Raw genomic sequence first — 16,085 nt, forward strand, 5'->3', positions numbered from 1 at the left:
CCGCCCCGCCCTACTTCGACGACAGCCTCTACGACACCCCGCCCGCCACACCCCGCACAGCACCCTCCCCCCTCAAAGGACCCCTCGACCCCAAACACCTCTTCACAGGATTGGACCTCGACCCCAAAACCAACCTCCCCTTCCCCACCTCACCCCTGCCCTGGGCCAACAACACCGACATCAGCGTCTTCACCCTCACCGACATCGAACTCACCGGCATCCCCCCCACACCCGGCACCACCGCACCACCCCCCACCGGCACGGGGACCGGCACCACAACCAGCACAGGCACCAGCACCCCCACCGGCACCGCCCGACAAGACACCCCCACCAACACAGGAACCGAACGCACCACCCCGCCCAGGCCCGGCGACCAGACGTCCGACACCCCCCGCCCACCCGCGCTCGCCTCGGACACCGACCCCCGGACCAGCACCACGCCCGAGAGCAGAGGCGAAAGCACCACCACCACCGAAGGCGGGGAAGAGCGCGGGGCCGAGACCAGCGGTCCCACGAGCAAGGGCAGGGCCACCGGCGAGCCCCCGACCGTCCTGCCCGACACGAGCACCAGTGGGAACGGGAACCACGGCGTGGAGGGCGCTCCACCCTCTGCGCCCGACTACACCGGCACCGTGGACCTGGTCCGGGAGGGAACCGCCTACGATCTGGGCTACCTCCTCGACACCAGTCTGGTGCCGCCCAACCTCATCAGCACCGAACACCTCGCGGCCTTCGCCGACGACACGGCACGGGACCCGAGCCACGGCATGGACGAGACGGCCCGCGACGACCTGAACGATCAGCTCATCGCCCAGATGGGCCATGACATGAGGGTGTTCTTCCGCGACGACGGCCACACCTTCACCGTCACCAACGGTGAGGGGAACACCTGGCGGGTCCAGGTGTCCCTGCGCCCCGAGAATCCCCACGAGTTCTTCCATCTGCCCACGACCACGGACGACGGGGCCGGTGAGGCCAAGCTCAAGTCCTCCGCGGACACCACCGGCGACAAGATCTCCAGCAGTTCCAGGGGCAGGCACGGCAGAAGCGGAACGGTCGGGGTGGGGGTGACCGTCAGCCCTCTGTACGTCGACGTGGTGGGCGACAACGCCGTCGGCCCGCGTCTGCGCTTCCGGATCTCCGGAGGGACGCGAAACCGGTCGACCGAACTGAACGTCTCCACCACCAGCGACACGACGTCCACCTTCGAGCTCAAGAACAAGCCGGAGTTCTACGTCGCCGACCTGCTCATGCGGGTGAAGATCCAGCCCGACGACACCCCCCCACCCGCACCCGCACCCGCACCCGATCCGCCCTACACCCGGTCCCCCAACGGCCTGGTACTGGCCCTGCCCGGCGGTGTCATCCCAAGCAAGGGCCCCAGGTCCATCCGAATCCTCGACCCCTTCCTCCCGGTGGTCGACGGAGACGGGGGCGGTGTCGACGGGGCCGACAGGGGCGGCGGTACGGACGGGGACGAGGAGCGGATCCCCCTCGACCCGCGTGTGGGGCAGAGCCACCCGATCCATGTCGGCGGCATCCGCGGCACCGGTTCCGACGCCGACACCGCCCCGTCCCTCACCGATTGGGTCACCGACCACCTGACCCGCGCCGACCAGCCGCCCCGGAAGCGGGACCGGGTGCGCGACACGCTGACCCCCTCTTTCCTGGACCACCGCGCCGAACGCCGTGCCGGGATCGCCGACGAGGTGGAGCGCGAACTCTCCGGCCGGGCTCTGCGCAACCAGTTGCCCCGGATGACCGTCGGCCCTGTCCCGATGCGCCTGACCGACATCTCCGGAAAGAAACGGCTCGTGCGCATGTGGTCGGTCCCCACCGACTACACCCGCAAGGACCACACACTCCAGCCGTCGGACAACCTCAAAGGCCACATGAAGGGCAGCCCCTCGACCAAGAGCGGGGAGACCGTCCTGAAGAAGGACAACACGCTCAGGGCCACCGTTGGCGCGGGGATGGGTCTCAGCCTCGATCTGCCCGGACTGTGGTCGACACGGGCCGACGCACCGTACGCCGAGTACAGTCCGCGCTTCCAGTCGAGCGAGTACAGCGCCTCCTCGATCTCGGGATCGAGGAACTGGGCGACCGTGGGCGCCAACGAGTCGACCGTCTACGACGTGCGGCGCAACTACTACCTCCAGTTCGACGGCGAGCCGGAGACGTACCGGTTCCAGGGCGACACCGTCGAGATCCTGACCGTGGAGGACGCGCACCTGATCAACGGCGAGGTCCCGCCCGCGGCACGGGAACGGACACCGCCGACCGCCCCGGGCTCCGTCAGTGCCCCGGCCACCTCCTCGGAGAGCGGACCGCCGCAGGAGGGCACCTCCGCAGGAACCACCACCGACCGCACGCCCCGACCGCCACTGCCCAACCTGGCCGCGGCGAACCCGACGGACTTCACCGGGGCGACCCCGCGCACGTTCAACTGGTCGGATGGAAGCCAGTACCGGGACACGGGCGGGGGAACGCGACGCTCGGCCTACGAGGAGCTGGCCCACCAGGTTCTGACCGGGCTGGCCCGGCAGCGCCCCGGGCTGGTCCTGCCCGAGCTGGCCCGCAGCAAGGCCACCTATGCCCGCAGGCCGGGCTATGAGGAGGCCGGGTACTTCGGCCGCTCCCCCCGTGAGCGACGCTTCCTGCGGCGCAACTACGCCATCGCACGCCTCAACACGTTCAATGTCATGAAGGCGGTCTCCGAGACGAGGCTGCACAGCGACCTCAACGACCTGGGGCTGAACGGCATCCCCGTCCACTTGCACGAGGCCGCCCTCGTGAACCCGGCTTCCCTGTTCAGGTCCCAGGAGAAGCTGATCCGCCCGAAGTTCGTCACCGCCCGGATCAGCGCGTCCTTCGGCGCCCTGCGCCACATGCGTCCGACCGACCGGGGCGTGGCAGCCGAGCTGGGCGGCTCCTCCGGCCGGTCCGCCGGAAGCGGCCGGAACAACCGCCACATCCTCGACCTCGGCGCCGGGGGCTTCTTCCGCAAGAACGGCCCGTACGGATCAGCCGCGGCACCCGAGTCAGTGGCGGCGGTCTCCGGTTCCGCCTCGGCCGGGCGCGCCTCCGGTGCCGGGCAGGGCCACGGGATCAAGCAGTCGTCGGAGACCTCTGTCGTCTTCCCCCAGGACTCCGACGTGTGGAGCACACAGGGGACCTTCGACGCCCGCCTGTACGAGCGCGACGACATCGGGATGGTCCGGGGTGAGGGGCCGCCGCTGCGGGAACGCGGTCTGCCCCTGCTGGAGAGGCCGTTCCAGGCGCAGCTGATCCTGGAGACCCCCAAGGCGAAGCAGGGCGCGGGCTCGGGGACCCCATGGGCTCCACGCGCTGACGACATCCGACCGATGCCCCCTGAGGACGCCGAGCGCGCCATCACCGAGCACACACGGCCCGACCCCGGCCGTGTGCGCAGGACCCGGGACGTACTGTTCCGGAACCGTTCCACCCCGGACACCACGCGGGCGGCCTCCGACGGCGGCGCGCCCGTTCCCGTGGCCACCTCCACGGACGGCGGAGCGAACACAGGGACCGATGAGGGGAGCCGCACCACTCCGCCTACCAGGGCGGAGGCGGGAGCCCGGGACCGGACGGACGACAGCGCACCCGCGCCGATCGACACCGAGGCCCGACCAGACACGCGTACCAGCGGTGAGAGCGTCACCGCCCCGCGGACCACGGCCCAGCGGCGGGCCGAGCGCGTCCGGGCCCAGGCCGAGCGGCGAGCCGAACGGATGCGGCGGACCGGGGCGGCTCTCTCCAACGTGAGCACACGTTTCCGGGTCGGCGAGGGGGACGCGGCCCGCACCACCAGCCTGCTCGACGAGACCTACCGGGCTTTCTCCAAAGCCCCTCGCGGGTGGAGCCTGCACCAGGGTTTCAGCCGCAAACTCGAACACTTCCTCGTCGGGAGTGAGGGCGCCAAGGACATCTTCAGCACTCTGCTGTCCCCCCAAACGCTCTCGGCCGCTCCGGGAGGGGTCCGCGCCCGGGTGGAGATGAGCGGCGGATTCTGGTCCCCGCACCACGTACGCACCACCGTGGCGACGGAGGTCGACATCACCTCCATCGACGCCTTCGAGCAGTCCGACTCCATGGTCCTCCGGGAGAGCAAGACGACCCTGGACCTGTCCAGGAACACCCATGTCACCTGGTCGGTCAACGCCCACGCCAAGGCCGAGGGGAGGGGACGCCTGGGTCCCGAGCAGACCACCGCTTCCGACCAGACCACCGGTTCCGGCCAGGGCACCGGTTCCGGCCAGGGCACCGGCAGCCGGGAGCACGGCGTCCAGTCCACCGACCCCGACGGCCGGCACCCCTTCCTCGGGGGCGGTCCCGGCGCGAACAAGAGCCTCTTCGTGAGGAGATGGGGCGACAAACTCGGCGAGAAGTACTCCCAGACCGTGTCCTTCGTATCCAAGACGCCGATGTCGTACCTGTTCACCGGATCCGGGGACCTCACGCAGGCGCTGGAGTTCGCCAAGAACTGGAGCGTCGGTCCGACCTTCCCCAGGAGCGCCCGCTTCCGGGGCTGGGTCGCCCACGTCCGCGACCTGGTCTCGGGTGTGGTCCACATCCGCGACGCCCAGGCTGCCGGCCTGGTGGAGGACCGGGTCGTGGAACGCGGCGGGGAACTGGTGCTGGAGCCCCAGCCCGAACCGGAGACGCCGCGGCACGCGCGTGTACGTCCCGGGCTGGAGGACTCGGGCAAGATAACCGGCCCGCCCGACACCGGCCCGGCACTCCAGGCCCTGGTCGACGACCTGGCCTCACAGGGCTGGGAGCTGACCTCGGGCAGCAGGGAGGAGGTGCTGCACACGCTCGGCTCCCACCTGGGCGAGAACCCCAACGCCGGGGTCCCGCTGCCGGTGAGGGTACGTGCCATCGACCACTCGATCGGTGACCTGAACTCCCCGACCAGCGCTCCCCTGTCCCTGAACGCCACCCTCCACGTGCGGCTGGACACCTCCGATCCGCGTGTCGAGTACGTGAGCGGCAACACCGACTTCCGGGACAAGCACACCTGGGAGTCGTCAGGCACCACGAGCCGGACCGATATCCAGACGGGAGGCACGGGTGTCCAGGGCGGTGTCATGCAGCCGGTCCCCGCCGGCGGCGACCCGTCGTCCGGAGAGAGCACCCTCGACAGCCGCCCCTACCTCATGGGCCCCGAGGCCGGGACAGCGTCCGGCTCCGCACGCTCCAGAGGCGACAGCAGCACGAAGGGGGAGTCCAGGACCATCGACCTGTCCGTGGACCTGCCCTACGCCAAGATCAGCCAGGACAGCCGGGTGACCCTCGACCTGGAGATCTCCAGGAACCAGCAACTCGCCAACCGCGTGCTGGGCGAGCGTCCGGGCGGATCGCAGCGGCACCTGTTCACCGGAAGCGGAAACGGGGGCCGGGTGGAAACGCTCTACCCAGCCTCTTATCTGGACTTTTCCGATCCCGACTCCAACAGCACCAGAAACGGAGAAGGCACCCCTCCGCGCACGGACACCGGCCGAGACCGCACCGACGACAGCACCGCGGGCAGGGAGGGCAGAGCACCGGAGCACCCCAGCAACGACATCCACGCCTCCCTGTACGACATGATGCGGTCCTGGGTGCGGGGCCAGAGCGGAGACGGCCAGGCCGCCCCCGAAGACAGCGTCCTGGTCCCTTCGGGCGTGGAGAACCGCGGACAGGACGTCCGTGACACCGCGCACGTGGTCGTGGCCAAGTCCCTGGGCTGGACGCCGCCGCCGAACGCGGTAGCGGACGGACGCTACACGCCCGAGGCACTCCACTCGGCACGCGAGCACAACGCCCGGAAGCTGGGATTGGGTTCACGCCACAACCCGATCGACCAGAGCCTGAACGCCGTCTCCCTCAAAGCGCTCTACCCGGAGGTCACCAGCGAGGGCATGGAGCTACCGGGCATGGGCGGTACCACGTGGAGGGTCCACACCCTGCCGGACCCGTCCTCGGCCCGCGTCCTCGACATCGCGCCCATCGGCCGGATCACCGACTCCCACCTGGACAACCGGTCCAACGAGTCTCCTGCCGGGCACGGCAGCGCCCAGGACCGGCTCCTGGACCTGCGCCCAGCAGGGCGGACCGACCACTCCCCGCTACACGACCCGCACACCGGCGTCTATCACGGCTCCGCATTGGCCCCCACCTCCTCGGATACGGCCGGTGAGAGCGTCCAGGGTGTCGAGCAGCAGGGCATCCCCGACTCCAGCCGCGCCCGTATCGGCCCGGTGCTCCTCGTGGAGTTCGACGCCAAGTGGGCGGTCGGTGCCCGGTCGGAGCTGCGCGACTCGGCCTTCCGCAAAGCCGCCGGGTACGTGGGGGACAAGGTGCGCAGCGTATTCGGACGCCGACCGTCGACACCCTCCCGTTGGCAGCTCGGCCACACCGACACCAAGGTGACCGCCTGGCTCTCGCGCGAGGACGCGGTCCGGATGGGGATGATCAACCAGGACACAGCCGACGCACTGACCTCCCCCATCCAGAACCTGGCCCGGGCCCAGAAGAAGCTGTCCTCCGCCGAGAAAACCTACCTGAAGGCCCGGCGGGACCTGGAACCAGCGGCCGCGGAGTACGCCGACTCCCCAGAGGACGCCCGCGCACGGGAGGAGTACCACCGCCTCGAAGCGATCCAGGACCGGCGGCGCCGGGACTTCGAGAACGCGGTGCGTGAGTGGGTCGAGACCTTGAAGACCGTCCGCGGTGCGCTGAATCGCCCCACGGCCGACGGCGGATACCGTTCCGACCGGAACCGCACCGGAGCAGCGCCGCTCGGCAACGCCCCCCTGCCCCCGATCACCGAGTCACCCGAACCCCCGGAGGAGGTCCCACCACGGCTCACCGGGTCACCCGAACCCATGGAGGAGGTCCCACCACGGCTCACCGGGTCACCCGAACCCATGGAGGAGGTCCCACCACGGCTCTCCAGGTCACCCGAACCCATGGAGGAGGTCCCACCACGGCTCTCCAGGTCACCCGAACCCATGGAGGAGGTCCCACCACGGCTCTCCAGGTCACCCGAACCCATGGAGGAGGTCCCACCACGGCTCTCCAGGTCACCCGAACCCATGGAGGAGGTCCCACCACGGCTCTCCAGGTCACCCGAACCCATGGAGGAGGTCCCACCACGGCTCTCCAGGTCACCCGAACCCATGGACGAAGCCGCGCTCCGGCGTCCTCCGGGTGCCCGACGGACGGAGAGCGACCCCGCGTCAAAGCCGCCGCGCACCAACAGCGACCGCCCGCAAAGGCCGCAGCGCACCAACAGCGACCGCCCGCAAAGGTCGAACAGCGGTCCTGCCGCCGAACCTCAGCGTGCGGACAGCGATCCGGAGAAGAGGACCGGGGAAACGACGCCCCCCGCTCGTTCACGCAGCGGCTTCTCCGGCCTCCGCCGCACTCCCAGCATGGCCGACAGGCTCCTCAGCTTCAACGCTCGCCCTACCGGCACCACCGAACCGGGCAGCACCGCTGAGGGCACCCTCCCAGCTTCAGGGGTCCGGCGCACCGCCAGCATCCCCGGCGACAGACCCGGCGGTCCCGCCACAGGACTCAGCCACTCCCGCAGTGACAAGGGGATCGATCGCACCCCCAGCCTGTCCAAGACGCTCCGCGACCTGAACACACGGCCCACCAATGCCGAAGCGCTGTCCCAGATCCAGGCCCAGAGCGAAGATCTGCTCGAACAGCGCAGCGACGTCGACACACAGATCCGACAGAACGAACAGGCCACCGATCAGCGGGTCCAAGACGCCCGGGACGCCGCGGAACGCCTGCCTGGACTGCGCCAGAGCCTCACCGAACTGCACGAGGACCTGTCCCGGGCCAACAGCGACCTCGTATCCGCACGCGGTCGGCACACCGGTGCCGACACGCGGGCCGGAGAATCGGCGGAGCGGTCCCGCGCTGCCGCGGAGCAAGCCCAGCGGTCGGCGAAGGCCACTGAGGACGCCACCGCGCACCACGAGCGACAGGCCGACGCCGCCCGCGCCGCCGCCGAGCGTGCCGGGGAGGCCGAGAACCGGTCCCGGGAGCTGGAGATCCGGCGCGGCAACGCCCGGGAGGCCTACGAACAGTGGTCGCGGGAGAGCGCGGACCTCCGGGCACGTCTGGCGGACCTGGCGGAGAACGTAGTCCCCGGCCTGGAATCGCGGGTGGGGGAGGCCGCAGCCGCCCGCGAACAGGCGTTCAACGCCGCAAGAGAGGCCCAAGCGGCCCAAGAGTCCCTCTGGGACGAGCTTCCCAGCGAGACGGACACCCAGGCACTCGACGCCTGGAATACGAGGTTCGCCGAACTGGACAGGACGGCGCGGGGATGGCGGAGGGAGATTTCGGACGCCGAAACGGCGGTCGGCCAGGCCGGGCGCGCCCTGGAACGGGCCCGAACCGAAGCCGCGCAGATCTCCGGGACCCTGGACGGGCGCACCGAGCCGGAGGCACGGGCACGGGAGGAGCTGCGGCTCCTGACAGAGGAGGCCGACCAGGCCCGCGCGAGGGCACAGGAGGCCCGCCAGAACGCCCGGGAGGCCCAAGAGCACGCCGAACGGGCCGAACAGGACCTCGAACGGGCCCGCTTCCAGGGGCGGGCCGACGCGGACCGCGCCGCTGGGCTCAGCGAGGACGCGCGTACGGACCGGGAAGCGCTGGAGCAGGAGAGGGCGAGGCTCCGGGAGGCCGAGCAGAAGCAGCGCGATCGGGCCGCCCGGGTAGGCGCACAGGAACGTGTGGTCGAGGAGGCCGAGACCACGCTACGTGAGACGAACGAGGAGGCCGAAAGGCTGCGCGCGGCCGGGGCGAAGCTGCGCGAGCGTGCGAAGGAGATCGGGGCCGAGTGGCAGGCGGTGATGAGGCGGCTGAGCCGCCCCTCCAGCGGTGCCAACCAGTACCAGCCCAGGCACGGCAGTACCGACACACACCGCTCCGACGAGGCCCCGGCCCCGGACACTGGGGCATCAGGCACCACCGCCCTGGCTTTCCCCGTCCAGTTGCCGGACACCCCGCCGAACGCCATCGACACACTGCCAGCGCTCGACCCGCCATCGCTGCCGGGTCTGGACCCCAAGCACCCCGATGACGGCCAAAACCCGCTGGCCTTCCTCGGACGCTCCACCAAGCTCCCCTACGACCCCAACGGCCTGCTCGACCTGCCCTTCCCCGAAAACCCCCACCCCGGAACAACACCGGACACCACCACACCCGCAGACACCACACCCGACACCACCACCCCCACCGCGCCCTGGCCACCACCCCCCCACTGGGAACCCGCACCCGACAACAACACCACCCAGACCCCCCAAACCTTCACCACCCCCCACACCGGCGCCATCTACCTCTCCATGAACATGGCCCCGCCCCCCATCAACGACACCACCGCCACCACCATCCGCACCCTGGACAACCNCACCACCGGCCTCAACCACACCCTGCGCCACAACCCCCACCACGCCCCCACACGCGACACCACCACCGTCACCGAACTCGACACCCTCATCCACACCTCCACCACCCCCGCCCCCCTACAAATCCACCACCGCCCCGACCCCCAACTCCTCCACCACCTCCTGGACGCCGACCCCACCGACCCCGCCTCCATGCACGCCCTGACCGGCCGCACCTACACCGACCCCGGCTACACCACCGCCACCACCACACCCACCGACCCCGACCACCGCCACCCCATCACCCTCACCACCACCCTCCCGGCCGGCTACCCCGCCCTCAACACCACCGACCTCACCCGATCCCCCTTCGGCAGCACCACCGACCTCCTCCTACGCCGCCAAAGCACCTACCGCATCACCCGCGTCCACCACACCCCCGACGACCTCTACGACAACGACCACTGGCACCTCCACGCCGACCTCATCCCCACACCCCCACCCGAAACCCACAACACCAACACCAACGCTTCCGACCAGACCCCCCACACCCCAGGATCGCCGGCAGGGACAGACCCGACCGTGGCAACGGCCCTCCTACCCGAGACCGCCACCGACAGCACCCCCGCCCCCGCCACAAGCCCGACCCCCGACGGCCGCCGCGACCGCGCCCGCACCCTCCACCACGAGGCCGACCAAAACGACCCAGGCCACCAAGAACCCACCAACACCAACACCACCAACACCACCAACACCACCAACACCACCGTCTTCCCCGTCCTCCTGCCCGAGACCGGCATCAGCCTGGACGCCGACGGTATGCCCGACCTGGACTGGATGGGGCAGGGCCTGCCACAGCCCACCCCACCCGACAGCGCCACCATCGACCCCGCCCTGCTCATCGCCGAGAACCGCTCCGGCGACACACCGCAAGCCGCTCCTTTCGCTAACGAAGACCTCGAAAACGACGCATCCGTCTCTCAGCCCTCCGACCACGGCCTCTACACGGACGGGCCCGACCGGGACACCTGGAACCACGTCCACGAACCAACCCCGGCCACCGACACGGAGCCAGGATCGGATACCTCATCGGTCTTGCCGACACCAGGCATCGTCGGCCCCGACGGCATCCGCCGCTTCCATACCGACCTGGACGCGCAGAACTACGCCGAGGACGTCATCGACAGCCCGGACCACCCGCGCGGCTTCTGGAACCTGCCCGAAGAGCAGAACCACCTCTTCCGCGAGTACAGCACCCGCGACTGGGTCTACAACGAGATCCTGCGCATCCCCAACCAGCAGGGTCGACAGGACCTCCTCACCGAGTGGCTCTCCCAGCGCGGCACCGGCTTCGTCCTCTACGAGATGGTCGGGCTGCGTGCGGTCCACCCCCAAGACATCCAGTACGCCTACCACAACCGCACCGCTCCCACCCCCGAGCGGACTCCCCTCACACAGAGGCAGGCCGACATCGTCGGCCGGATCATGAACAGCCCCGACCCCATGCGCGCTCTCGACAACTGGAAGAGCTATGCAGACACGGCCGGCGCCCTGCTCCAGATGTTCGGCCGCGTCCCCACAGTCACCGACATCGAGCACCGTGCCGCCAGACTCGACCTCGCCTTCGCCCTCGCTCTCCTACCCGAGAGCGTCATCACCCACCGCGCCCTGCGCGACGTGAACTTCATGGAAAGGAACAACCCGAACAACCCCCACCCCCAGGAGGACCCACGCTCCCTCATCGGCACCCTCCAGACCGAACCCGCCTACATGTCCACCGTCTTCGGCACCAGCGCCCACGTCCCTGGATGGGACCCCCGCCCCGTCCACCTCCACCTCACTCTGCCCGCCACCACCAGAGCCCGCTGGATGGGCTACAACGGCCGACACCCCCAGGAACGCGAACTCGTCCTGGCCCGGGGCACGCGCTACCACATCACCGACGTCACCGACCGTGACGGAACCCTCCACCTCAACGCCACCGTTCTGCTCCCCGATGAGCAGAACACACCCCCGCTCCCCGCGGAGAACGCCCGAGTATCACTGGCAGGGACAGACCCGACCGTGGCAACGGTCCTCCTCCCCCAGACCACCGACAGCACCCCCGCCACAAGCCCGACCCCCGCCACAAACCCGACCCCCGACAACCTCCGCGACCGCGCCCGCACCCTCCACCACGAGGCCGACCAGGCCCAGAACACCGCCGACACCCTCCACACCTGGGCCCACACCGCCGAGACCAACCCCAACACCCCCCGCCCCCTCACCCAAAACCAGCAACACCTCATCGACAACGCCCACGAGACCGCCCACTCCGCCCAACAACGCGCACACCACCTACGCGAAAGCGCCCACACCCTCGAAACCGCCGCCGAAGCAACCCGCCAGGACCCCCACAGCAACGAAGCCGCCACCGCCCGAGCCCAAGCCGAACAGCACTACCACAACACCCGCCACCTCCTCCCCCCAGAACCCGACACCACCAACCTCCACACCTTCCCCGTCCTCACCGACACCGACCCATCCGACACCGGAGACAGCGGCCCCGCATCCGTACCGGGGGTTCTCGATCCGCGCGGCGTCCGCTACTTCACCCGCGACCGCGACGGCGAGGCCTACGGCGGGCAGGTCCTGGACGCGCCCCGCCACCCCCACGGGTTCACGAACCTGCCACCGGAACAACAGGAAGCGGTCTACGCGTACACCCAGAGTTCAGTACCGTACAACGGAGTACTGCGCGCTTCAGGAATCCAGGACAAGCTGGACCACCTACGAGAGCTGTTCCTCTTCGACCGCAGCGAGAACTGGCCCCTGTACGAACTGGCGGGCCCGGCGTATCCGAGGAAGCCGACGTTGGACGATGTCGCCAACGCCAGGTTCGAGGCTCTCTCCCCGGAGCAGCAGGACCTCGTACAGAGGATCAAGGAGGCAGAGGACCCAGCCAGAGAACTCGCGCGGCTCACCGGGAACCCAGAGTTCGCCGACCGCCTGGTCAGCTCGTTCGGGACCTTCCCCACCCTCAACGACATCGAGCAGCGACTCGACCTCATCGACCAGGCCCTGGACCACCCCCTGCCGGAACCGATCCTGGTCCACCGGGCCCTGGAAGAGGTCGGCTTCATGCAGGGCCTGGACCGGGAGGCCGTTCGCAGCCTCGAAGGGACGGTCCAGACCGAGCCCGGCTACCTGTCCGCCAGCCTGGGCACGGAAGCAGCGGACGGCCTCGCAGACGAATTGAACTTCCAGCTTCACCTCACCCTGCCCGCCGGTTCCCGGGGCCTGTGGGTCGGTGATCACAGCGCCTTCCCCGAACAGCGGGAGATCATCCAGCCGCGTGGTCTCCAATACCTGATCACACGCGTCGTCGAGCGCCCCGACCAGAAGGTCCACATCCACGCCGAGGCCCTCCCCCCCAGCCAAGCCCAGCCCCGGCAGGAACTCGGCCTCGGCAACCAGGACCTCCGCCGCTGGCTGCGCACAGCCCCCCTCACCAGCCCGAAGGACTGGCAGGACGCAGGTAACGGCATGAAGGGCATACGACTCGGCCCAGACCACGAGACGGCCCTCGAAAAGGCCCGCACCCTCATACCCAAACCCGCCGACCCCGGCCTCCAACAGGCCGTAGTCGACTACACCGAGACCTATCGCGACCTGATCGACGGCGGACTCCTCGGCCGCGGTGTCCCCCCGGACCAGCGCGAAACCGTCGTCTCACTCGTCTACCGCCTCGACGCCGCCTTCACCGGTACCGGCAGCCGCTTCTCGTTCATCGCTCACGCCGGTGCCAGTGACGACTTCCTACGCAGGCTGGGCCCCGGAACCGACCCCGACCAGCTCGTGGGCACCGTACACACCGAACCCGGTTTCCTCTCGGCCTCCCTGCGCAACGCCGCCCCCGAGAACCACCCGGTCGAACTCATCCTTCGTGTTCCGATGGACCATCCCGTCCTCCACACAAACGGTGCCACGGTCCTGCTCCCCCGCGGCACCAGCCTCCTCATCCACGACATCCACCACCATTCGGGCGACGGCCCCGCGACACCGGCCTGGACCGTCCAAGCCGAGATCGTCCCCAGCGGCTGGATACCCGACCCTGACTGGACAGCCCGCCCAATCGTCCACACCAGCACGGACGAGACCCAGCACGACCCATCGGACGACGAGGCTTCGGACCACGACCAGTCCAGCCAAGCCCAGTCCGATTACGACGATCGACCGGAAAGCGGTGACGGATGGGTACGGCTGCCCGACGGCACCCGACGCTGGGGCCTCTACGGCGCCGCCGGACTCCTGCTCTACTCCGTCCACCCCGACGGAACCACCCACGTCCTGCTCCAACGACGCAGCGGCACCACCGACACCGCCGACACCTGGTCCATCCCCGGCGGTGCCCGCAACCGCGACGAGACCCCCCGAGAAGCCGCCTTCCGCGAATTCACCGAAGAAGCCACCGGCGACCTGGGAGAACCCGAACTCATCGGCACCCACGCCGAAGACCTCACCCTCTGGCGCTACGACACCCTCCTGGCCCACGTCCCCCACCTGCCCGCCATGGCCCCCAAAAGCCACGAGAGCAGCGAACTGCGCTGGGTCCCCGCCGACGAGGCCACCACCCTGCCCCTGCACCCCGCCCTCAGAAACGCCTGGCCCCACCTGCACGAACAGATCACCGCGGGTCCAGTGCAGGATCCCGGTTCGGTTCCGGGCTCACTCAGCCCGGACGGGTTCCGACGCTTCGCCACCGACGCCCAGGCGACCAGGTATGCCGCGCAGTTCCTCAACGCCCCGGAGAGGAACCCGCACGCTTTCGCCAACCTTCCGGAGGAACAGCGCGAAGCCGTACGGGAATACATCGGAGGGAATCTCCTCTTTGAGGATCTGGAAGGGCAACAAAACCTGATCCACCAGGCACTGGACCGCCCCCTGCCCGAACCCCTCATCGCATATGGACGCTTCGTATTTCCCCAGAGCGACAGTGATAATTTCTCTGATCACTACTCCGCTTACCTGTCCAAGGACTCCGCTCCGGCCACCCCCTCTTTCCTGGACGTTGAGCTGAGAAGGAGCACCGAGGAACCCCTGTTCGGCTCCGAACTCGTCCTTTCGCTGCCGACCGGGAGCCGGGGGCTCTGGATCGGGGATATCAGCGAAGACTCCGGCTACCGGAGGCTGCTGCTGCCCCGCGGCACCCGCTACGTGATCAACGGATTCACCGGGAACGACACCTGGCAGCGGTTCAACGCCGAGGTCCTGCCCCCCGGCACCGCCACAAGCACTCCCGGTGTCCCCGACACCGCGCCCGGCGTTCGCGCACCGGACGGGACCCGCCGCTTCACCGACGACGCGGAAGCCACCCTCTACGGCGCCCAAGTCCTCGACGACCCCGACCGCAACCCGCACGCTTTCGCCAACCTTCCGGAGGAACAGCGGAAGGCGGTCGACGCCTACACGCTCACCAGCACGGCGTTCAATCACGTGCTGCAACTCGCCCAAGACGAGCGGATCGCGTCGTACCTGCAAGAACAGCGCGCGGACGTGGGTCCATCCCTGGTCCTGTTCGGGCTGGGGAGCGACGGGCACTTCCCCACCCTGGACGAACTCAAAAAAGCCGAACGCCCCCTGATCTCCTGGCAGCAGCCCATCGTCAACTCCATCCTGAACGCCCCCGACCCCGAACAGGCACGCAGGAACTGGCTCACCAGCTCCGGGATGCGCGGACGGCTGACCCACGTGTTCGGGCACTTCCCCGACGCCGACGACATCCGCCGGATCGTCCCCGTCCTCGACCAGGCCTTCGGCCCCCGCACCCTGCCCGAGACCGTCTTCACCCGCCGCAGCCTGGACAGCCTCGCCTTCCTGGGCGGATACGACCCCACGAACCCGCAGGCACTGGTGGGAACGGTCCAGACCGAACCGGGCTACCTGTCCACCTCCCTGGGACTGACCCCCGAAGGGAAGAAGACGGACTTCACCCTCCTGCTCACGGTCCCGGCCGGCACCCCCAGCCACTGGCTGGGAACACACGGCCCGAACCCGAGACAACTAGTCCTCGCCCGCGGCACCAGCTACCGGATCACCGAGGTGGCGGAGTTCGAGGACCGCACCTTCCTCACCGCCGAGGTCCTGCCAACACCGCCCGCCCCGCCCACAGCGCAGGAATCCGCCCCGGAACCGGAGGAAACCCCCGCCCAACAGCACGTCCCACACGACGCCCCGGGCCAGATCAACCCGGACGGCTACCGCACCTTCACCGCCAACGACGACGGCTACGTCTACGGCGAGCAGGTCCTGGGCGACCCCCGACGCAACCCCCACGCCTTCCCCCGCCTCTCCCCCGAACAGCAGCAAGCCCTCTGGCGCTACACCGCCACCGCCCGCCCCCTCAACCTCCTCCTCCGCGCCGCCAACCCCACCGAACACACCCACACACTCCACCAGATCCGCCAACAGACCGGCCCCGGCTGGCCCCTCTACGAACTCACCCCCCACCACCGCCCCCCGACCCTGGCCGACATCGGCGACNCCGCCATCAACCACACCACCCACAACGGCACCGCGCTGACCCCGGAACAGACACGCCTGGTCCACGACGTCCTCTTCAACCCCGACCCCCGGCAAAGACTCGCCCTGTGGCTGAACCAGGCCGGCGCCGCGGGCCGCGCCGCCCAGGCCTTC

The 16,085-nt window shown here is 69.5% G+C and carries 1 protein-coding gene; it reads left to right on the forward strand.

Annotated features, from left to right (window positions below; translation table 11 throughout):
- On the forward strand, positions 1-16,085 hold a 16,085-nt coding region (locus tag B042_RS27120), incomplete at both ends, for an ADP-ribosyltransferase (protein ID WP_036555370.1).

The organism is Nocardiopsis sp. CNT312, from assembly GCF_000515115.1.
Classification (GTDB): Bacteria; Actinomycetota; Actinomycetes; order Streptosporangiales; family Streptosporangiaceae; genus Nocardiopsis.